Genomic DNA, 21,681 nt, shown 5'->3' on the forward strand with positions numbered 1-21,681 from the left:
GCCCTATCGGTGGACTGAGATAGCTTGTTGGCCCGGCTGCAGCTCCTGCATGTGTCCCTGCCATTCGAATACGCCGCCTAGTCCCTCGGGCAGTGTCACGGTTCCGATCAATCCGTCGGCACCTTCGCGTCGCAGATCGACGCTGATTTCGCCCAGAGGATGAGGCACAGCACCCCGGGCAAATGGCAGATCGCCCAGATGCGGGGCGATGCGCACGCGCTTGAACCCAGGTCCGGCCGGACCAATTCCCAATACCGTAGTCAGAAAGCCCATCATGGGATGGGCGCCCCACGCATGGGAGTCGGAGCGTGTGTCGGGCGTGGGTTTTTCCGGCACGGTGGTGAGGCCGAGTTCCAACACGCCGCGCCACGGATCGAGCCAGTTGAGGTAGTCGTCGCCCAGCCCGGCAGCGATCATGGCCTGGTGAGTGTAAAAATTGAAATAGAACGTGGCTGGCGTGAGATCAGGTTCGTCCCGTATCTTGCGCGCGAGATCGGTCAAGCGGCCGATTTTTCCTCCGGCGGTCAGAATCAGATAGGTATTGGCATGCTGGCTGTAGGTGAGGCGTTCCGAGGTGTCGGCGAGCAAACCGCGTTCATCATTCCAACAGGTTGCGATCACGTATTCCCGGATCTTTTCCGCGCGCGTGGCATAGAGCGAAGCGTCGTCATGGTAGCCGAACGCCGTCATGAGCTCCGCCGCCTGTTGCAGGGTATAAACGTGTTGGAGATCGAGAATCGCTGACGCGCCTCGCTCGTCACGCGGAGGCACGCCTCCGAGACCGGTCAGCGGGTCGCGACCCCACGCGGAAATCCAATCGACATAGTTCCACCACTGTCGACCGGTGTAGCTGCCGGTGGCCGGGTCGCTGTGTTCCACGAAGTAGCGCAGGACTTCACGCACGCCCGCCAGACGCGCCCGCACGAAGTCCGCGTCGTCCCGGAGTTGCCAGTAGTCGTGGACCATGCTGATCCAGACGAGGGAGTAGGGCGGGATGATTTGATGACGCGAATCGGGCCAGCGCGAGGAGGTGAGCCCGTTGGGATTGCGGCTTTCATCAAACGCTTCGATGGTCTTTCGCATCAAGCGGTCATCGCCGCTGACGTAGAGCGAAACCAAGGCTTCAATGCGGGAGTCGCCCACGTAGCTGAGCTGCTCGTAGTAAGGACTGTCGGTGAAAATCTCGTGCGTGCCGGTGCGAAGGGTGCGCCACGCGATTTCCCAGATACCGGCGAGGGAGTCGTCGGCGCTGTCAAATCGAGCGTGCTCGATAAATGGATACGCGGAGAACTCCGCCTTCAAATCGACGATCGTAAGTGGTTGATCGCCTGTCGCGATATCAGCTTGCAGGTAACGCCACGTGCGCCAGCGCAGCGGTCGGAAGGTGCGGGGGCCGGTTCCATCGGGTCGAAAGGTGTCGGTGAAGCCCCGAAGGTATTTCCCCTCGATCTCATCGCGGTGACCTTTGACCTTGGTGGCCGGGCTGTCGGGGCCCTCGAATAACGATTCGGCGTAGGTAAGGGTCACGACGCCACCTTTCCCCCCGCTCACGATCAACTCAGGAAAACCGGTGGTGAGTTCCGCTTGGTCCAGGAGGACCGTCGCGTGGCTGTGAGCGGGGATGGTGAACGGAGCATCGCCCTGAACGAATTCGGCCGATACCTCCACGCCGGTGGCGCGACGGACGGTTTGCAACCGTATCGGCGTTGATTCCATCAGGGGAATTTGGCGCGGCACGAGCAGCCATTTGCCATCGGTGCTGATCCCGCGCGGAGTCCCGCGTCGCAGGCTTGAAGCCGCTTTCCATGAGCGGTCGTCGAAACCAGGCATTTCCCAACCCCAAGGATAGCGGGCTCCGTCAACATCGTCGCCGGGACCGACCACAATATAAGTATACAGCTTCGCACCGAATCCGGTGATGGGGGAATACGCAGGGTTGGTGAAGGCCCGCCAGTCACCGTCGGTATTCGCCACGGCGGAAGTCTCGTCATCGCCTTGCAGAATAAAGGCGGTTTGGTCGGTCGTTTGCGCGACCGGTCCGTGTTCCGCGAAGTTCCACACCTGGGTGGCGAGCACGTTGCGGCCGAGCTTCAGCCAAGGCGCAAGATCGAGCGTATCGAACCGCCAGTGCCGCAAGTCACCTCGCGCCGGGCCAATGTTAACCGGGGTGCCGTTGACGAACAACCGGTAGCGGTTGTCGGCCGAAACGTGCACCACGAAACCTTCGGGCACGGACGTCAGATCGAACGTCCGGCGAAAATGGTGCACGCCATAGGCGCGAGCGGGTTGGTCAGGAGGCGAAATCCAATGGGCGTCCCAAGCTGAGGTTAGCCAGCGGGCGGAGGGAGTAGGCTGGCCGATCGAGGGGGAGGGGCAGATGGCACAGAACGTCAGCAGCGTTGCGACCATGCACACGGGCAGTGCCGAACGGAATCGAGAACAGGGCATCGGGGCACGTTGATCGTGGGTTCGGTGGGATTCAATCCCGCTCGTGGCCCCTTTGGGGGACGATACTGCGCATGTTTGGATGCATGAACACACTCACCTCTTCTCCTTCGCAGCCCGAAACTGCTCCCAGCTACCCCCATGGTGCCCCCCTGTTTTCCGGGGAGGACCATTTGTTCCACTCTCTGATGGAAGCCGATGTAATCGTGCGTCAGCACCTGTTGGCCGCCATGTGCTCGGGGGATTTGGCCCTGCAGGAACGTCTGCAACAACGACTCGATGCGGTTGGTGAAATTGGCTGATCAATGTTCCGCGTCCGGCGCGAGCCGAGCCGATGTCGTGGTCACCATGGCGGCGAATGCAGACGCGAGATCGATCCCGTATTCATCCGCCAGCACGAGAACGCTCCACAGGCAATCGGCAAGCTCATGCCCGAGTCGGGCGTCGATACCATCCGGTGGGGCGTTCCGGAGATTTTCCTTTGCCATGACGAGTTTCATCAAGTCGCCCACATCTCCGACGAAACCCTGCATGAGCTGATCGCGGGTCCACACCGGGCGCTTTTGCCGCCGGGCGGAGGAATCGAAGCATTCACGAAGAGAGCGCGCTTGGAGTGTAAGTTGGGGCAGATTCATGATGCTCGAGCCTAACCCCTGAGAGTTTGGATGTCGCGAAGCCGACATCCTGACTCCTGATGAACAAGCCCGGCGAATTACGTGGCACGCCCGATGCTCAATTGGAAAAAGTATTTCCGCGATGGTCCAACAACAGTTTACGAAAGCCTGCTCCTGATGCGAAAAACACGACTTACGCAACTTCGGGAAGAAATCTTCGGGAAAATCGCCCATGGTCCTTCCCTCAGCAAAGCACACGACCGTCAGCAGAGTCGAGTTCGCACGAGGAGAAAGGGCTTACGAGCCACCGACCGGCAACCGCCCGCACTACAACGCCGCGTAGCGGCTTCGTTCATCCCCGCGTCTTAATTCACGCGACGAGATTGTGGCCGCGACATTGTCACGAAGTCTGTTTTAGTCGGCCGAAATGATACATGTGACGATCCGAAAATTACTGGGCTGGGGAATGGTGGGATTGGTATGGGCGGGAGCGCTGATGGCCGCGCCCAAGTCCGTGAAGGTCGTCGTGGTGACGATGTTCGAAAACGGGGCCGACGTCGGCGATTCCGCCGGAGAGATGCAGCTTTGGGTGGAGCGGGGCGACTTTGATGAGAAGGTTCAATTTCCACTCGGACACCGCGATGGCTATTGGCGCGAGGATGGCGTGCTCCTCATCTGCACCGGGGGTGGGGTGACGAATGCGACGGCCACCATCATGGCGCTGGGGCAGGACCCCCGTTATGATTTGTCGGCCGCCTACTGGGTGGTGGCGGGCATCGCCGGAGCCGATCCGCAGGACTGTTCGCTCGGCTCGGCGGCGTGGGCGCGCTGGGTGGTCGATGGGGACCTCGCTTATGAAATCGATGGCCGCGAGATCCCCACCGACTGGCCTTATGGTTTCGTCGCCCTCGGTGCCCATGAACCCAATACGCTGGAAGACGGTTGGACGGTTGAGACGATTGCCTACGAACTCAACCCGCAGCTCGTCGAATGGGCGTATCAGCTTACCAAGCACATGCTCCTGCCGGATCACCCGGAACTGATCGCTTTTCGGGCGCAGTTTGCTGAGAAATATCCGGCGGCGGCGAAACCGCCCTTTGTGCTCATTGGCGATTCACTGGGATCGAGCACCTACTGGCACGGCGCACTGCTCAATGCGTGGGCCAACGACTGGATGAAACTGCACACGGACGGCGCGGCGAACTTCGTCATGAGTAACATGGAAGACAACGGCACGCTCACGGCCCTGCATCGGCTCGGTAATGCAGATCTGGTGGACCCTTCGCGCGTGCTCGTGCTGCGCACCGCCAGCAACTTCTCCATGCCGCCACCGGGACGAGATGCCGGCTGGAGCACGACCGCACCGTATCCCGCCCAAGGTGAACCCGCCAAGGAATCGGCCTACCTCGTGGCGAATACCGTGGTCGAGGCCTTGCTCCACCAATGAGGAGACTGCTTGCGCGCGCGCACTGACCTCACGGATCTGGCGGGGCGCGATCGCGGTAATGGTAGCGCGTGTATTCGATGCTGCGCCCGGCGGGCGTGCGCACGACCAGCACCGTGTCTTCGGCGCTGATTACGAAATTCGTGTAGTCCTCCCCAGTCACGCTGGTCAGCGCTTTGATGTAGGTATTGGGTCCCACCAATTGATCGTAGGAGACCGTCGTAACGTCGTGCTCCAACATGTATTGAGCCGCCGCCGCATCGAGTTGGCGCAGGTTGTTGATGATGGCTTTTTCCTGCGATACGCGGCGAACGTTTTGAAAAGCGGGTATCGCCATGGCGGCCATCAGTCCGATGGAAAAAAAGAATATCATGACGTAGCCGATGATCAGCCCGCCCAGCGCCAGACCTTCACCCTTTTGACGTCCCGCGGATCTCTTGATTTTTGAACGGGCCACATGGCCGCAGATGACGGCGGGAACGGCGGGGAGGAAAAGCAGCACACTCGTCAGACCCAGCACCAAACTGGTGATGGCCAGTCCGGAAGTTTGGGCGGGAACCTCCCGGGGCAGCGGTGGCGCGCCATTGCCGTGGTTTGCGGCGGCAAAAGCCGAACCCACTTCCCGCCACTCCGGCCAGTCCGACCGCCAACACATATCGGTGGGTTTTAGTTCACCACGATTGAGTTTGGCCTGCAGTTCAGCTTCGGAAATCGGTCCGCTTTGCACGCGGTTGATCGCGATGTGATAGTCCATGACGTTCTCTTTTATGGGGGGAAGGGAAGCTGCGTTCCGATCAATTTAACCGGCGGTGAAATTTGAGATGTATGTAAGAAGGAGCGGTCGGGTCGCATCGCAATTCAGGGAAGATCTTCGATTCTTGTGGTGGTCATCCTCATCAAGTCACGGCGACCGCGACTAGCATGCTTCCTTCGACCTCCCTCGGTCCGGCATTTGATTCGCAACGCGAGACAGCACCTCTGTCGGGCAGCGGGAAGCACGGAAGTGATGTCGTGGGTCGAGAAGGATGACAGGACAGTGGTGATGGACCGGATGGTGTAGGCGATGGTGTTCAATTCACGTTTTCTGAAACGAGATGAGCGGGAGACTAGCGACGAGATCGTGGCATGGGGTAGTCACGGAGACGACGGGATGAACGTTTCCGACCTAGCTTGCGGAGAAAAAAGTATAGCGGCGCTCCAATGAGAGAGACGAAAATGATCACTATGACCCATACGAGTTTTTGGGCCGAATCGCGCTCGTTCATCAAACAGTCGATGAGCATCCAGAGCCAAAAAACGAATCCTCCCAACACCAGGAAAAGGAAGAAAAGACCTAAAAATTCGCCGCCCCCCAGACCCATTACAGCAAAATCACCACTGGTTACGGGAATCGTAGATCTCATCTGACCATGTAACGGACTTTATGTCCGATTTCTTTCAAAAATCCGGCCAAGTCGTTCACGCCCTCTGACCGCTTGTCTCGGAAATGTCGCACACGGAGAATTGATTCACATGTCGGGGGAATATTTAGTCTTCCGCGCTGGCCATCACCTCAAATCAAGGAATCCGAAAGTATGAGTGTTTCTAACGATCTTCCGATCTACCGCCAAGCGGTGGGGACGGAATTCTACTCGATGGTGTATCTCGCCCTGTGTGGTTACGCCGCCTATCAAGACATGTCCAACGACGACAAACAAGTGACCGCGGTGGTCGCGGAGGCGGTGGGGGGGCTTCCCATGCTCCCCCTTCCCGCCGGCGTCACCGAGGCACCGGCGCAATGGCGCTGGATGGTTCCGTGGGGTCCGTTCATCACCGACCTCAACGCCAACCTTCTCTTCGTCGCGTCCTATCAAATCAGCGACGATGGCAACACGTGGACCACGGTGTTCAACGCTGCCGTCGTTCGCGGCACGGACATTTCCACCGGCGACCTGGCTCTCCTCACGCAGTTGAAGGAAGATTTGGACGACTTTCATCTGCGCAGCTGGGCGGATATTCGAGATCACGATAAATTCGAATCTCGTCTTGATGACCTTTCTCAACCCGGGGTTTCCCACGGCACGGCGCTGGGATTGCGCAAGCTCCTGTCGATGCCGGACAACCGGCTCGACAATGTGAATCCGCCCGACGGACTGAAACCGTTTTTAGCGATGGAGGTGGCCAATGGTGACTTGGCAGGTGTGCCACTCGTGGTCACGGGTCATAGTCTCGGCGCGTGTCAGTCAATTGTGCTCGCCACATACCTCGCGCAGACGGTTTCAGGTCTCGGTCCCGTCTATCTGCATCCCTTTGCTCCACCGACTCCGGGCAACGACAAGATGGGCGACCAAGTCGTGGACGCGGTCGAAGCGGGCTATCTCTGGTGGAACCCGTTAGACATCGTGCCCAACGCCTACTGGAACATCGACAACCCCGTGAATTCCGACACGGCCGCGCCGTTTGGGATCAAGCAGCATTGGGGCAGCTATGGTGGTCCAAAGTGCCCCGATGAACTGCAGGCATTCATCGACGAGCGCAAAAACGACATCGCCGGGTTGAACTATACCCAGCCGCCCATCACAGACTGCCGGCTGAATGGGGCGACGTTGAGGTATGCCACCAATTCGAAGGTCACTTATGTGGAGGAACTGATGTTTCAGCATTTCCCGCCCATCTACGCTCATTTGATGAAGCTCGATTACGGCAGCCAAATAGCACCCTACGCCGTCAACTTCGGTTGAACGGCGGAGCGTTTGCTCACCTACGACGACAAGCGCGAGCCCACTCGGCTTGCACTTGTGCGTCCGGACGATCTGCCAGTGCTAAAACTGGTAGCTGGCGAAGAGGCCGGCGAAGAATTGGTTGGGGCTGCCGCGTCGGGTGATGAGAGGCGAGTCGGCGGCGTCGCCGATGAGGCGCTCGTAGGAAAGGAGTCCGAGCAGATACCAGCGTTGGTTGAGCGGGCGGGCGATGTTCGCCCCCCAACCGAGCGTGGAGACGCCGGCGCTGGCGCGGTAGGTCGGCAATCCCGAACCGGCGGAATCGGCGGCCGATACACCGAAAAAGGTGTTTTGGTAGGTTCCATCGCCCCAAGTGAGACGAGGGCCGGTCGAGACGAGAAAGGGTGGAACTCTTTCCGCGCGGGATCCGCCGATCGGCAATTTGTAGTCCAATGAGAGTTTTCCCGTGAGTCCTTCGTGGCCGCCGAGCGCTTGGAGGAGATCGAGGCGCGTCGACCAAGCGCCAGTTTCATAGGTGACGAATGCCCCGGCGGCGATGGTCGTGTCGATGTCGGCAAAGCCACGCAAGGCGTCGGAATCACTGCCCCCGAGCGCGAAGGGCGAGCTACCGTCGTTGTCCCGACCGAAATCCATCGCGAGCAGGGGACCGGCGGTCCAGCCGTCTTGCCTGAACAGGCGGTAGCCCATGCCGCCTTCGACGGAGGCGAAGAAGGTGTCGCCGTAAGTGACGCGAATGCTGGGCAGGGCGAGCACTTGATAGTCGTCCGATCCCTGCCAGGCCGGGGCCACGGCGATTCCGCCGCCCGTGGCGATGGTCCAACCCGTGTTTTCAGGTCGTTGCGGAGGCTGGGCCACAAGACTTGCGGCGAGTGTCGCAGCCATAAACAGGGCCGTCCATCGTGAGGGGGAGAGAGCGGGCGAGGGCATATTGAGCTTAGACGTTGGGGGCGGTAGTTTGGATCTAACGCTGCGCATCTTTCACAAAAAAGCGCGGTATTCCGAGGGAAACCGCGCTTAGATGGGGGCGCGAGCGAGCTCGCGGCCTACGGAGGCGGGTTGTCCCGCCGTGGCTTAGAAGCCCTTGAAGTGTTTGGGTTCGTCCGGGTCTTGGTAGCGCGTCGTGTAAGTCTTGTTGCTGGCGGCGAGTTTGAGGAACACGTCGACGGGGACGATTTCAACCGGACCTTCGAGGTTTTGCGTGACCTCGACGAGGCTGTTCACGTCGTTGGATTCACGCACGTGCACGAGCAGGAAGTAGGGACGCTTGGCGTTGAGGGCGATGAGCTCGTTGAGGTCGGCCGTGACTTCGTCGCGAGGGCGTTTGGGATCGATGTAGTAGTCGTAGGACAACATCGGGCGCGTGTCGCGCAGGTCGCGAGTGCGGGCGGGGCCGTAGCCGTTGATGAAGCCGAGCACGTTGGGGAAGGCTTCGTAGTAGCGGTCGACCGTTTCCTTGGTGAGATCGGTGTTGCCCACGTTGCCGTCGGCGGCGGAGTTGTCCATGATCTCCATGACGTGCTCATCCAAGACCTCCATCATCTCGCGGGCTTCGGCCATGAGAGGTCCGAAGCGGTCGGCGGGGATGTGGTTGGGATACATGTAACCGGGGCCGGAGAGACCACCGATGAAGTAGTCGTTGGGCGTGGCTGACTCGTGGAAATACTCCAGCGCGGCGGGCGAGAACTTCGTCCAGTTCATCGTGACCTGCCAACCGAACGGCAGCTTGCCACGACCGGGTTTGGTCCACACGCCGATGCCGATGGAATCAGACTGCACGAACGCTAGATAAACCTTCTTTTCCGCGACGAGTTTGGCGTCGAGGGCGACGTGGTGGTTGTTGGTAAACTTAAACCCGGGGGTGAATTCGAACTGCGAGTTGAAGCTCAGGTTGGGCAGATTGTGCAGGCCTTCCATCTTGAGGCCGTAGGATGAGAGCAGAGTGGTGTGCTGCTCTTCCGTGTCCTTGCCGTAGGGGTGCCAGCCGAAGACGATCGAGCCCGGGGCGAGTTCGGAGAAGATACGTTTGACCAGCGCAACTTCCTCGGGGTGGCGCTCGGGGTTGGCCGAGAGATCGTGAAAGAACATTTTCCGACGAATGCCCCAGTCGGCCATGGCCGGTTGCATCACACGACCGCGATGGCCGCCCATGAGCATGACGGCGTCGTGGACGCATCGATCCCAGTAGCGATCATAGGCGTCCTGGTAGATCTCGGCGTCGGACTGACCGGTGTAACGACCGCGCAGATCGTCGATGGGCTTGAGACCATGGCGTTCCGCTAGGGGTATCAGGGCTTCGGAGACGACGATTCCGTCTTCGAGTCCGGCGATGGTGAAGGCGACGTTGAGCGAGGCTCCGACGGATTTGTCCCACACGACGTAGCCTTTGGCCGCCGATTTGAACTGCGCGAGCGCAGCGTTGGCGTCCAGCAAGGTGGTGAAATCAACGTGATGTTTGCGTTGGTAGAACTCGAACAACGGCGCGGTGATTTCCCATTGGAAATCGGGCGGATGGACGATGTAGAGCTGCGGGGTGTCGCGATTGGCGAGACCCTGCAGGCTGACCAACATGGCCTTTTCGGGCAGACCGCTGTCGGTGCGCCAATCGAGGTCAAAATACATGACCGAGGCGTCGCGACCGGCCGGTTCGTCGGCGGCGCGCAGGGTGGTGGTGGCAGCGAGAGCGAGAAGAGTAAGGATGCGAAGGAACTTCATTTGGCGGCCTCCTCGGAGGTGACTTTGTCGAACACGTAAACGAGTGGTCGATTGCGGGTGGAGTGCAGTTCGATGAGCGTAAGCTTGTCGCCCATCTCGCTGACGCGCAGCTCGCGGTAGATGCGCATGGGCACATTGCCCTGAGAAACCTCGACTAGGGTGTTCGCTTCGATACGGAGCGTGCGGCCGTTATCGATCCACGACGTGGTGGCTTGGGTCACGCCGTGTTTGGCGGGATAAACGGCCATGTGGCGCTGCTCGACCCGGAAGTAATCGTCGAGCGTGACGGTCTTGGCGGTATCGAGGTGATTGGTCGCTTCGTGTTTGGTCGAGCGCCACTGCATGGCGTGGGTGACATCGACCTGCGAACCGTCGACGGCGATGACGAGATCCATCTTTTGCCAACCGTCGAGGGCGGTGCTTTGGGCCGGATCCATGCGCCAGCGGCCGTTGAAGTTGGGATTGGCGGTAAGCAGGTTCGCGCTGAGCAGCGCCAACCCGATACCCAGAACGATTCGGAATGGGTGAACTTTCATGAAGGCAGGTGGCAGTATTTCATGGTTAGGGGCAGCTGTCCAATCGTTAAGCGTTGATATCAGGCTATTTGAGTAAATTAAAACAATGAAATTTCATTTCGCGTGACGCCAAGAATGGCAGCAATTATCGAGAACTTGGTGACTCCGAGGTGGTTAGGACGGAGGCAAACGCGGTAGCATGGCCGTGTTTGAGATTTGAAGGTGCGGTCGAATTTTGCGATATCCGGGTGGCAGCACATAGCCATCACGCGGGGGTTGCCGATGAGACATGAAAAAGCGCGCCCCGGTTGAGGGGCGCGCTGGTTTTACAGAGGGAGCGCGAGCGAGCTCGCGGCCTAAGGGGTCAGTGACGTCGTCGGGCCTAGACTTGCTCGAGGAGCTTGTAGAGACGTTGGACCATTTTCGTTGGGTCCTCGAGGAGGCCCGCGGCGAGCATGGCGTTGTCGAAGAGTTGCTCGGCGATGAGGCCGGCTTTTTCGCCTTCGGTATCTTTGGCGCCGCTGAGCTTTTTGATGACGGCGTGGCGTGGGTTGAGCTCGAGGTTGACCTTGAGCGGAGGGGCTTCCTCGCCTTCGCCGTCTTTTTTCATGGCCTTCATCATGGCGCGCATTTGCGGGCTCATGAAGCTGTCGGCGTTGAGCACGGCGGCGGGAGATTCGACGAGGCGGTCGGAGGTCTTCACCTCGGAGACGCGGTCGCCGAGGGTTTCCTTCAACCACTTGGAGAGGGCGGCCATCTCGTCTTTGGAGAGGGCTTCACCTTCGGTCTCTTTTTCGTCGAGCTTCACGTCGGCGGAATCGGCGGCAGTGAACTTCTTGCCGTCGAATTCCGTGAGGTGACGCATGACGTAGTCGTCGACGTTCTCGTAGCAGAAGATGACCTCAAGGTTGCGCGATTCGAAACCTTCGAGATACGGGCCGCGTTCGATCGCCTCGCGGCTGGAACCGATGAGGTAGTAGATCTCTTTTTGCTCTTCACCCATGCGCGAGACGTAGTCGGCGAGGGAGGTGCGTTTGCCCTTCTCGGTGCGGGAGGACTCGAAGCGGAGGAGCTTGGAGAGACCTTCCTTGTGGGTGAAGTCGGTGGCGGCGCCCTCCTTGAGGAAGATGCCGAACTCGTCGTAGAACTTGTCGAAGTCGTCGGGACGGTTCTTGGCTTCGTCGCCGAGGAACTTGAGGAAGCGCTTGGTGATGACCTTGCCGAGTTTCTCGATGAGAGCGCGGTCCTGCATGGTCTCGCGCGAAATGTTGAGGGGCAGGTCTTCGCTATCGACGACGCCTTTGAGGAAGCGGGCCCACTCGGGGAGGAGATCCTTGGGGGCCGGGTCGATGAGGACTTTGCGGCAGTAGAGCGAGACGGCGGCCTCGGCGCGGGTCATGCCAAATTTTTCCGGGTTGGACTGCGGCACGAAGAGGATCGAGTTGATCGACAGCGGGGCGTCGGCGGAGAAGTGCAGCTTGAGGCGGGGCTCGTCGTAGGCGTGGGCCTGGAATTTGTAGAACTCGGTGTATTCCTCGTCGGTGATTTCGTTTTTGGAGCGGAGCCAGAGCGCGGAAACCTTGTTGGTGCGCTCGCCGTTGAGATTGATCGGGAAGGTCACGAACGCGCTGTAGCGCTCGAGAATGGTCTTCACCTTGGTGTCCTTGGCGAACTCCTTGCAGTCGTCCTCGTCCTTGAGCTCGATGACGATCTTGGTGCCGCGGGAGAGGTCGGCGGCTTCCTCGACGGTGTAGGAGCCGGAGCCATCGCTGGTCCACACGTGGCCCTGCTCGTCTGCTTTCCAGGAGCGGGAGTAGACCTTGACGGACTTGGCGACCATGAAGGCGGAGTAGAAGCCGACGCCGAACTGACCGATGAGGTTGTCGTTTTTGGCGCCGCCATCCTTGATCGCCTGGAGGAAGGCTTTGGAGCCGGAGTGGGCGATGGTGCCGAGAAATTTGACCAACTCATCGCGGGTCATGCCGATGCCGTAGTCCTGGATGGTCAGGGTATTGGCCTTTTCGTCGGTCGTGAGGTTGATCTCGAGGGCTTTATCAGCGTCGAAGATCTCGGACTCGGTGATCTGCGTGTGGCGCAGTTTCTCCAGCGCGTCGGAGGCATTGGAGACCAATTCGCGGACGAAGATCTCTTTTTCGGTGTAGAGGGAGTGAACGACGATATCGAGCAGTTGCTTGATCTCGGCTTGGAACTCGTGGGTTTCTGACATTGCGGAATGCGGAGTTTGGATTGCTGACTTTGGAATGATTGGTGGCAGCGCGGGGACTGCCGAAATGGGAGGAGAGGACTTTTAGGCTCTTTGCAAAAAAATCAAGAGCCCGGCGCACACGAGGCGGCCGGGCTCGGGAAAAGCTGAGAAATTTGGCTCAGTTTAGCGGGTTTCGGACTCTTCCTCGTCGAGGGGTTCGACGTGGCCGAGCTCGTGTTCTTGTTTGGCACCGGGGCCACGCAGGACGCGAGTGACGCAGTAAACGAAAAGGACGGTTACAAAACCGACCGAGAGAAACATGTTAATCCAACCACCAGTAGTCATAGCGAGGCGAGGGGACGGGGGTTAGTCATTGAGCGGAACAGGAGGATTTTTGGTCCAGCGTTTACCCGCGATGTTAACGAAGACCAGGGCGAAGCCGGTTACGATAATGATGAAGCCGACGGAAAGGCGGGCGACGTTGTTGGGCTCATCGCCGATCAGGTCCTTGGTATAGCCGGTGGGCTCGAAAATCGGGTCGGTGAGGGAATAATTCCAGCCGAACACGTTCTGGAGCAGGAACATCACGAAGATGGTGATCAGATACATCGGGGTGATGTATTTGATGATCGGCTTGAAGATATTGGGAATGCGCATCTCGGCGCCTTCGTGGGCGATTTCCCAGCCTCGCGGAATACCCAGACCCCAGCCGAAGATGATCACGAGGATCGTGGCCTGGACGAAGAGCATCACGGTGCCCACCCAGAAATCGAGCGTGTCGAGCGCCTTCAGATCCTTGGAGAAATACCAGATGAACAAGGTGCCAAACGCGGTCATGAGGCCGAGCAGGGCCACCGATGCTTTGCGTTCGATACCGAGGCCTTCTTCCAGGAAGGCGATGCCGGGTTGGAGCATGGACAGCGAACTGGTCACGGCCGCGATGAACAGCAGCACGAAGAAGATGGAGGCGAACAGATGTCCGGCGGGCATCAGCGCGAAGACTTGCGGCAGGACGTTGAAACCCAGTCCGAAGGTGCCTTGGCCCACGATACCGGCGGTGCCGAGAAACATGAAGGCGGCAGGCACGGTGATGAGACCGCCCAGACCGACTTCACAAAACTCATTGGCCGAAGTCGCGGTGAGCCCGGACAGGACGACGTCGTCCTTGCCGCGCAGGTAGGAGGCGTAGGTGATGATGACGCCGAAACCGACGGACAGGGAAAAGAAAATCTGCCCGGCGGCGGCGAGCCAGAGCTGCGGGTTTTTCAATCCGGCTGCGACATCACCGGGGTTCCACATGTAGGCGAGGCCATTGACCACATTTTGGTCGGGCTTCATCGGGTCCGGCGTGCCGAGGGTCATGACGCGGGCCAGGATGATGATCGCGATGAAGATCAACGCGGGCATGGCGTATTTGCAGACCATCTCGATGCCCTTGGAGATACCGCGGTAGATGAAGAAAAAATTCAGCACGTAGACGATCAGCACGAAAATGCCGACGTCGCGCAGGCCAAAGCGCAGGGCCACGCCATCCGAGGACGCGCCCGTGAATTTCCCGAAGAATGCCCCGTAATCCTTACCCTCCATGCTGAGATTGCCGACGAGCGCGTTGACGGCGTAGCCCAGCGCCCAGGCCTCGATATACACGTAATACATGTAGATGATCACCGGCACCACGAAGCCGATCACGCCGAGATACTTGGCCCACGGCTTTTTCATCAACGCATGGAAAATCCCCGACGTGGAGTGGTAACCCTGCCGACCGCCGTAGCGACCCAGGGTCCACTCCGTCCAGCAGATCGGGATACCGATCAGTAGGAGCGAGATGAAGTAGGCGATCATGAACGCGCCTCCGCCATATTGGGCGGCGAGGCCCGGAAAACGCAGGAAGTTGCCGAGACCGACAGCACTACCGGCGACCGCTAGAATTACGCCGAGTCGGGAAGACCAAGCCTCTTTGGGGGCAGACATGAGCTAAACCGCCTAAGGTCGGGCCGTTTTTGTGCAATGGTCTTTTTGCGTTCGGGAGGCGGGGAGGGACATTCTGCGGCGATATCGATGAAAAGATTCCATGAATGAAAAAACCACGGAGTGGTGGGCCCGCGAGGAAGGCGCAGTCTGGTGCTGGTGGGGAACATTGCGCGTTTGCCCTCGTCAATGGAGTGATCTCACCGAGAATCATGATGCGTATGTGGATGAAGAGGATATCGCCGGGCCTGACCGGATCGATTTTGGTGGCGCTGATCTTCCTTGGGGGATGTCGCACCGCCGATTCAAAGGCGTCGTCGGTCGAAAGGGAGTCCGCTTCCGTCGGCACCGCGATCGACGCGGAAGCCCAAGCCGAGGTGCAGGCGGCCCGCGCCCAAGCGGCGGAAGCCAACCGCCAACTGGAACTGGATCGACAGACGCTCCAATTCGCGGCGTGGCAGCACGTCAAGGCGATCACCGAGATGTGGCGACAGTTGCCACCCGAATACTTTCCGGGCATCGCGCGACTGGTCGAGCAGGTCGATGATCTGCGCACCCAGATTGAGCAGGAAGACTCCATCATGGTCGGGCAAATCGACCCGGTGGCCCTCACGTCCAAAAACCCCGCTTTCTGGCGGGCGATGATGGAGACCGAACCGCACGACCCGGTGGTCAACTTGTTCGAACAAATGCTGTGGGCTTCCCGCGGTTATTTCGACCGCGCCAACTGGTTGCTCGGTTTGCAGGATTTCGGACCCACGCTGCCGGTTTCGGTGCATCGCCTCGCCTATGGCATGGGCGACGAGATGCGTCGGCTGCGCGCCCGGCAGATGGCGCGCAAAGACACCTTGCTCAACAATGCCACGCCGGAGGAGCGGGTGCAGGTGGTGACGGCGGCGCGGTCGTTTCAGCCGGGCGATCCCGATTGGGCCTTCACCAACATTTTGATGCGCCTGCAACTTGCGGGCGTGAATCCCGACCGCCTCGACGAAAGTCCCGTGCTGGCGGAGCAACTGTTGCGACAGCTGGAGCCGGAGTGGCTGCTGGTCGCTCAGCACAATCCCTTGAACGCCGCCCGCCTGCATCCGCAGGCGGAGGTCCGGGCGGCGGCGCACGTCGTCGACACCCATTTTGAACAGCTCGCCGAAAGCCGTGGCGCCTACGGGGTGCGGGATTTGTCCCGACTGGCAGAGACCCTGGCTGATGCGGGGCTCTTTTCCGAGGCATTGGAGACCAGTCGCCGCGCCACCGCCATGCGCGGTTTCAGCGCGCCCGACGACCAGCAAAATTGGTGGCAATGGCTGCCGCATTTAATTGGGGCAGACGCCGTCGCCGCGTTGCGCACGGCCGCCGGCAACGGCGAGTTTCGCCCCGTGGCATTCTTCGATGTGCCGGAGGACCCGGAAGGCGTGAGCCTGATGCCCCTGCATCCGATCATCGCGGATCGCAACCTGCGCCGCCTGCAGGAGATCGAGCGACGGCTTTTGCGCGCAGGCGACAACGAAGCCGAGCGGACCGGCGCGCTCATCGCGCGGGCGGAAACCCTGGGTCATCTCGGCCGCTGGGACCAGGCCGAAGCCGCTCTCGATGATATCCCGGAAAACTTGGCCGATGCCGCCGCGCCCATGCACGTGTGGCTGGCGCTCTGGAGTGGTCGGCTCGAAGGACTCGACGCCAAGGTTGCCGCGCTTGATCCCGCCATGATCGCCAATGCTCCGGCGCTCCCCGCGCTCGCCGAAGCCGCGCTGGGACGTTGGGGGGACGGCGTGGACCTGTTTCTGCGGGCGGTCGATTCGGAGGCCAACGACAACGAATATCGCACCTATTACACCCTTATGGCGTCGGCCTTCGCCCGCCTGGCGGGAGAGGAAAAACGGGCCGACGAATTACTCGACCAGGCGCGCGGATTGGGGGAAAGCTTGGCCTGGGTGAGCGTGCTGGTGAACGGCATGGCGGGCGAAAGCACGCCTATGCCGGTGGGGGAAAACATCACCGAGATCACCGAAGCCGGCCGCATCTGCGAACAACGTTTTTACCGCGCCTTTCAGCGCGACATTTCACCGCTGCGACAACGCTCGCTGCTCGAAGGCTGTGTGGCCACCGGGGTCGTGGACTTCGTCGAATACACCGCGTCGCTGCTGCGGCTGCGCCAGCTCGATCCGGAACGGTGGGACCCCACCAAAGTGCCGCCGCCTCCGCCCCCGAGTGAAGCCGCCGAAGACGAAGACGACGATTGGACGCGCGGGGCGAGTCCGAGCTGGTCCATTCCATCCTAGTGTCATGAAGTTGTTTGCCATGTTAAACCCCGACCAAAAACGAAACCGGACCCTGGTGCCGGCAATCTGGATACTGCTGGCCATCTGCAGTGGTTGGGGACTGGTGGGCTGCGCGACCCTGCCGTCGAAGCAGGACGACCTCGTGGCCGCCACCGCGGGCGAAGTGCAGACCCAGGCGTGGGAAAACGTGCAAAAGCTCACCAGTGAGTTGGGGCAACTCGATGCGCGGAAACACCCGGGAGTAGGCGCGCTGGTGGCCGACTTGCGGCGCTTGGCCAACCAAGTCACGGCGGGCACCGGCGACAACTACGATGCGATCGACGCCGCCAAACTCATCAAGGAGAACCCCAACTATTGGCGGGCGAGTCTCGAACTCGCCGCGGATGATTCGACCCTCGCGGTGCTCGAAGTGATGGTGCACGCCGCCGCCGGTGACATGGAGGCGGCATCCGATCTGCTCGAACTCGTGCGCGCCGGACCGCTCATGGAAATCACCCTCGATGAAGCCGTCGCGCTCCAGCGTCGGGCCATCGCGGCGTGGGGACTCAACGCGCCCGGACTGACCATTGCCATGAGTCGCGGATTGCCACCGGAAGAACAGTGGCGCCCGATCAAACAGGCGGAGGCGGAGTATCCGGATTCACCCACGGCGGCCTTGGCAGTGTTGCGCATGCGATGCGATTTGGCCGGCATCGAGCTCACCGCCGAAGGGGAGGACCAACGCATGCGGGATAAGATTCTGGCCGCGGAACCGCGTGCGATGGCGGTATTGGAGGAACACCAACCTCTGTGGGCGGCCATTGTAAAAGCCTCCGGCGAAGCCGGTGACGCCGCCCGCCGTATCGCCGAAATGATTACGCCGGACAACACCGGAATACTCAACTTCAGCGAGGACGATCTGGCCAAGCTCGTGGCCGATTTCGATCGCATCGGCTTGCCGGACTGGGCGCTGCGCGCCTTACGCCTGCAGATGGGTCAACGCGGCGAAACCAATGCCGCGGACATGGAGGCGTTGCGCCAACTGCTGCCGTCACTCATCGGGGAAGATGCGGCGACGCAATTGGTGAACGACTGGGAGGCCGGACGCATTGCCCAAACGGTGCTGCACCCGGCGGTGCCCGAACCCACCGGCACTGCTTCGCGTCCCATTGATCCCGTCGTCGGCGGACATTTCGAGCGGCTGCGGCGCGAGATGACCGCGCTGCTGGTGACGGGCGCGCCGACCGATTCGGAAGAGGAAGGTGCCCAAATCGCACTCGCCCGCAACCAACGCACCTTGGGCAACTTTGAAGCGGCGGAAACCGCCCTGGCGGCATTCGCGGCACGGTCAAACGACAAGATTGCCCTCGCGCAAGAGACGCTCGCCCTGGCCGTGGCCCGCGGCGACGAAACCGAAATCGCCATGGCGCGGGAGGCATTGCGTCGCGTGGATCGCAAGTTCAAGCGGTCCTGGTTCGAGGCCGCCAACGCCTTTGTCCGGGCGGGGCAATATCGCGAAGCCGCGGACACGTTTGCGACGGGCTGGAAGAACGACATGGCTGATCCCAAGGTTCGGGCGTTCTCCGCGTTGCACGCGTTTGGAGCCGCCACACTCGCGGGCGAAACCCGCACTGAAATGATCACCGACGCCCGGCTATTGGTCGAAGAAGACGCCTGGATTGCCCGACTGATTGGGGCTCAATTGGGCGAAGTCAGCCGCGAGCAGCTGTTGGCGGAAGCGGCCGAAGGTCGCGACTACATCGCGACCGGGCAGCACTGTGAGGCGTATTTCGCGCTCGCCTTCGCTCCCGGCCAAACGCCCTCCGGCCGCCAGGCGGACCTGGAGTCCTGCGTGCGCACGGGCATGGTCGGCTATATCGAATACGAATTCGCCCTCGCGTGGTTGCGCCGCAACGCCGGTTGGCGGTGAGCGGGAGCAGGTGGGAGTTAAGCAGCCCGCAGGTGGCGGTTTCATTGCATGTAGGAGCGTGCTGGCACGCGATGAACGCGGTGCCATGGCGCTGGGAGGCAGGTGGCATCGCGCGCAAGCGCGCTCCTACCTCGACCCCCGCATGGGACCTTGGGCCGGCGGGTCGACCGTGGTTTTGTCGTTTGGTCCACTTCTGACTTCTTACTTCCCACTTCTTGCTTAAGGTCGGCCGCAACCGTATGACGAATTCTTCGCGTTCTCTCCGTGCGCCCACGCTGGGCGAGGCCCTGGTGCCGGTGATTTGCCTGATCGTGTTTCTGGCCGGTTCGGTGCTCAATCTGAACGATCTGCCACGGCTCGCCGTGATCACACCGGTGCTGGAGACACTGGCCCGGGTGCCCTATTTCGGCACGGTATTACAGACGTGGATACCGGTGCAGATTCCGTTGCTGGCCGCCACGGTGGTGGCCGCAATCATGGCCCGACGTCTGGGACTGCGTTGGCCTGCGATTCATCAGAGTTTTCTGCAAGGCATCATGCTGTCGCTTGGCGCCGTGTTGATCCTGCTGGTGGTGGGCGTGCTGATTGGCGTGTGGATCGCGAGTGGCGTGGTGCCGCTGCTGATTGTCTCGGGACTGAAGCTTTTAACCCCCGGGGCGTTTCTGTTCGCGACGTGTTTGATTTGCGGGATTGTATCGCTGGTAACGGGCAGTTCGTGGACGACGGCGGGCACGGTGGGGGTGGCGTTGATCGGGGTGGGGCAAGGCTTGGGAATCCCGTTGCCGATGGTCGCGGGCGCGATCATTTCCGGGGCGTATTTTGGCGATAAAATGTCGCCGTTGTCCGATACGACCAACCTCGCGCCCGGCGTGGCGGGAGCAGAGTTGTTCGAACATGTGCGTCATATGGCGTATACCACCGGCCCCAGTTTTGTGATCGCGCTGATTTTGTATTGGCTGCTGGGGTTGCGCTATGGCGACGGCACGGTGGATGCGGGATCGATCACGGAAATTACGAACGGGGTTACCGGAGCGTTTGATCTGTCGCGGTGGCTTTTGGTCCCACCGTTGTTGGTCCTGGGGCTGGTGATTGCCCGCGTGCCGGCGCTGCCCGCGTTGGTGCTCGGTGCGGTGGTGGCGGGAATCGGCGCCACGCTTTTTCAAGGGGCGACGCTCGCCGAAGTGTTGACGATTTCCTACGACGGCTACGCATCGGAAACCGGTATCGCGGCGGTGGACGATCTGCTGACTCGCGGCGGCATGAGCAGTATGTATGGCACGATTGGAATCATCCTCTGCGCGATGTGTTTTGGGGGGGTCATGGAGCGCTCCGGCATGCTCGGTCGATTGGCGGGGGCGATTCTGAGTTTGGCGAAAACACGCGGCGGCTTGGTCGGGGCCACCCTGTCGACCAGCTTTGGCATCAACGTGCTGGCGGCCGATCAATACCTCGCGATCGTGGTGCCCGGGCGCATGTATCGAGAAGCTTATGACAAGATGGGGCTGCATCCCAAAAACCTGTCCCGGTGCTTGGAAGATGGCGGCACGATCACCTCGCCGCTGATCCCGTGGAATTCGTGCGGAGCCTACATGTTCGCGACGCTGGGAGTGTTTCCTTTGGCTTATCTGCCGTTCGCGTTTCTGAACCTGATCAATCCGTGCATATCGCTGCTTTATGGTATCACGGGTTGGACGATGACCCCGGCGGATAAGGCGTTATCCGATGCTGAAGGGACGGCGGAAAGTCCGGTCGTATGACGCTCATCGATCGCTACGTTTTACGGGAGTGGTTGGGGTCGCTCGGACTGGTGTTGGGCGCGACCATGGGGCTGTTGTTGATGCAGTCGATGTATGACGATTTGGGGGACCTGCTCGATGCCGGCGCGGGGGGCATTGATATCATTTTTTACTACCTCGTGCGGTTGCCGAGTTTCCTGTCGCTGGTGCTGACGCTGTCGCTGCTGTTGTCGTTGCTCTACACGCTAGGGCGTCTGCATCGGAATCTGGAAATCACGGCGATGCGGGCGGCGGGTCTGGGGTTTGGGCGCATCACGCGGGTGATCTGGGTCGCGGGTGTGATGTTGTGCGGCGTGACGTGGTATCTGAACGGCACGGTGATCCCGTGGTCGGTGGAAACCTCGCGCTCGATCTTGCAGGACCTGCGGGTGCGGGGGCAGGGCGTGGTGGAACGCGTGGACCAGGTGGAGGCGGTGAACTCGGTGGCTTTTGACAATCGGCGGGAGAATCGGGTGTGGTTCATGAATCGCTACAGCCGCTATACGAATCGAGGTTACGGTGTCGTGGTCACGGAACTGGACGCGGAGCGCCGGGAAAAAACCCGCATGCAGGCGCGGGAAGCGTGGTTTGATACCACCCGCGGTGGGTGGGTGTTTCTCAATGGTCGGGAGACGTGGATCAATCCCGATACGGGGGAGGTGCAACGCACGTTGGCGTTCGACGAAAAGGTCGTAACGCATTATCGGGAAGACCCTGCGCTGATGCTCGTTTTTGACCAAAAACCGGACGATTTGTCGTTTTTTGAATTGGAACGCGTGATTGCTTTTCACCGCACCGAGGACAGTCCCAAACTTAAACAATACGCGGTCCGTTACTTCGGCTTGTTGGCGGAAACGCTGGGGCCGTTGATCATCATTTCCCTGGCCATTCCTTTTGCGGTTTCCGGTGTGCGCGTGAACCCAGCGGTGGGTGTATCCAAGTCGATCGGACTTTTCGTGATCTATTTTGTGCTGTTCAAAATCAGCACGGCGATGGGATCGCGCGGCATGCTGGAGCCGATGTGGGCGGCACTCGCGCCGAACCTCATCATGCTGTTGCTCGGGCTCGGACTGATGGCGCGAGCGCGCTGAAGTGGG

17 protein-coding genes are annotated in these 21,681 nt (G+C 60.5%); 7 read left to right on the forward strand and 10 right to left on the reverse strand.

Going from position 1 to position 21,681, the window contains the following annotated elements:
* Positions 1-3: 3 nt before the first annotated feature.
* A complete protein-coding gene (locus tag PXH66_RS02835) occupies positions 4-2,448 on the reverse strand; it encodes an alpha-L-rhamnosidase-related protein (RefSeq protein ID WP_330930313.1) in 2,445 nt (814 codons plus the stop codon).
* A gap of 83 nt (positions 2,449-2,531) precedes the next feature.
* On the opposite strand from PXH66_RS02835, the gene PXH66_RS02840 reads away from it, so the two are divergent.
* Positions 2,532-2,747: a hypothetical protein gene (locus PXH66_RS02840; protein ID WP_330930314.1), complete on the forward strand. Its 216-nt coding sequence runs from the start codon at positions 2,532-2,534 to the stop codon at positions 2,745-2,747.
* On the opposite strand, the gene PXH66_RS02845 is transcribed toward PXH66_RS02840, so the two are convergent.
* Positions 2,748-3,080 (reverse strand): nucleoside triphosphate pyrophosphohydrolase family protein, encoded by a 333-nt coding sequence (locus tag PXH66_RS02845; protein WP_330930315.1) that lies wholly within the window; start codon positions 3,078-3,080, stop codon positions 2,748-2,750.
* 415 nt (positions 3,081-3,495) lie between these two features.
* Between PXH66_RS02845 and PXH66_RS02850 the strand changes: the two genes are divergently transcribed.
* Positions 3,496-4,506, forward strand: coding sequence for a purine-nucleoside phosphorylase (locus tag PXH66_RS02850; protein ID WP_330930316.1), 1,011 nt, complete (start codon positions 3,496-3,498; stop codon positions 4,504-4,506).
* A gap of 28 nt (positions 4,507-4,534) precedes the next feature.
* On the opposite strand, the gene PXH66_RS02855 is transcribed toward PXH66_RS02850, so the two are convergent.
* Both PXH66_RS02855 and PXH66_RS23090 read right to left on the reverse strand, forming a co-directional pair.
* A complete protein-coding gene (locus PXH66_RS02855; protein WP_330930317.1) occupies positions 4,535-5,257 on the reverse strand; it encodes a DUF4190 domain-containing protein in 723 nt (240 codons plus the stop codon).
* A 352-nt stretch (positions 5,258-5,609) separates the two neighbouring features.
* Positions 5,610-5,906, reverse strand: coding sequence for a PLD nuclease N-terminal domain-containing protein (locus PXH66_RS23090; protein WP_345781737.1), 297 nt, complete (start codon positions 5,904-5,906; stop codon positions 5,610-5,612).
* A 171-nt stretch (positions 5,907-6,077) separates the two neighbouring features.
* Here PXH66_RS23090 and PXH66_RS02860 point away from each other — a divergent pair, with 171 nt between their 5' ends.
* A complete protein-coding gene (locus PXH66_RS02860; protein WP_330930318.1) occupies positions 6,078-7,223 on the forward strand; it encodes a lipase family protein in 1,146 nt (381 codons plus the stop codon).
* 81 nt (positions 7,224-7,304) lie between these two features.
* Here PXH66_RS02860 and PXH66_RS02865 read toward each other — a convergent pair whose 3' ends face one another.
* From PXH66_RS02865 to PXH66_RS02890, 6 genes are all read right to left on the reverse strand, one after another.
* Positions 7,305-8,105 carry a MipA/OmpV family protein gene (locus PXH66_RS02865; protein WP_330930319.1) on the reverse strand — a complete coding sequence of 267 codons (801 nt, stop codon included), beginning with the start codon at positions 8,103-8,105 and terminating at the stop codon, positions 7,305-7,307.
* 189 nt (positions 8,106-8,294) lie between these two features.
* Positions 8,295-9,935, reverse strand: a complete 1,641-nt coding sequence (locus PXH66_RS02870) for a GxGYxYP domain-containing protein (protein ID WP_330930320.1) — start codon at positions 9,933-9,935, stop codon at positions 8,295-8,297.
* A complete protein-coding gene (locus tag PXH66_RS02875) occupies positions 9,932-10,471 on the reverse strand; it encodes a hypothetical protein (protein WP_330930321.1) in 540 nt (179 codons plus the stop codon). The genes PXH66_RS02870 and PXH66_RS02875 overlap by 4 nt, the downstream gene beginning before the upstream one ends.
* A 361-nt stretch (positions 10,472-10,832) precedes the next feature.
* Positions 10,833-12,677, reverse strand: coding sequence for a molecular chaperone HtpG (htpG, locus tag PXH66_RS02880; protein ID WP_330930322.1), 1,845 nt, complete (start codon positions 12,675-12,677; stop codon positions 10,833-10,835).
* Positions 12,678-12,839: 162 nt separating this feature from the next.
* The gene (locus PXH66_RS02885; RefSeq protein ID WP_330930323.1) at positions 12,840-13,001 is read right to left on the reverse strand and encodes a hypothetical protein; all 162 of its coding nucleotides are present in this window, start codon (positions 12,999-13,001) and stop codon (positions 12,840-12,842) included.
* Positions 13,002-13,022: 21 nt separating this feature from the next.
* Positions 13,023-14,627, reverse strand: a complete 1,605-nt coding sequence (locus PXH66_RS02890) for a sodium-dependent transporter (RefSeq protein WP_330930324.1) — start codon at positions 14,625-14,627, stop codon at positions 13,023-13,025.
* Between the two features lie 224 nt (positions 14,628-14,851).
* Here PXH66_RS02890 and PXH66_RS02895 point away from each other — a divergent pair, with 224 nt between their 5' ends.
* From PXH66_RS02895 to PXH66_RS02910, 4 genes are all read left to right on the forward strand, one after another.
* A complete protein-coding gene (locus tag PXH66_RS02895) occupies positions 14,852-16,900 on the forward strand; it encodes a tetratricopeptide repeat protein (protein WP_330930325.1) in 2,049 nt (682 codons plus the stop codon).
* A 4-nt stretch (positions 16,901-16,904) separates the two neighbouring features.
* Positions 16,905-18,809, forward strand: coding sequence for a hypothetical protein (locus tag PXH66_RS02900; protein WP_330930326.1), 1,905 nt, complete (start codon positions 16,905-16,907; stop codon positions 18,807-18,809).
* 239 nt (positions 18,810-19,048) lie between these two features.
* The gene (nhaC, locus tag PXH66_RS02905; RefSeq protein ID WP_330930327.1) at positions 19,049-20,566 is read left to right on the forward strand and encodes a Na+/H+ antiporter NhaC; all 1,518 of its coding nucleotides are present in this window, start codon (positions 19,049-19,051) and stop codon (positions 20,564-20,566) included.
* The gene (locus tag PXH66_RS02910) at positions 20,563-21,675 is read left to right on the forward strand and encodes an LptF/LptG family permease (RefSeq protein WP_330930328.1); all 1,113 of its coding nucleotides are present in this window, start codon (positions 20,563-20,565) and stop codon (positions 21,673-21,675) included. Before nhaC ends, PXH66_RS02910 begins: the two co-directional genes overlap by 4 nt.
* The last annotated feature ends 6 nt before the right edge of the window (positions 21,676-21,681 follow it).

Source organism: Synoicihabitans lomoniglobus, assembly GCF_029023725.1.
GTDB lineage: Bacteria > Verrucomicrobiota > Verrucomicrobiia > Opitutales > Opitutaceae > Actomonas > Actomonas lomonigloba.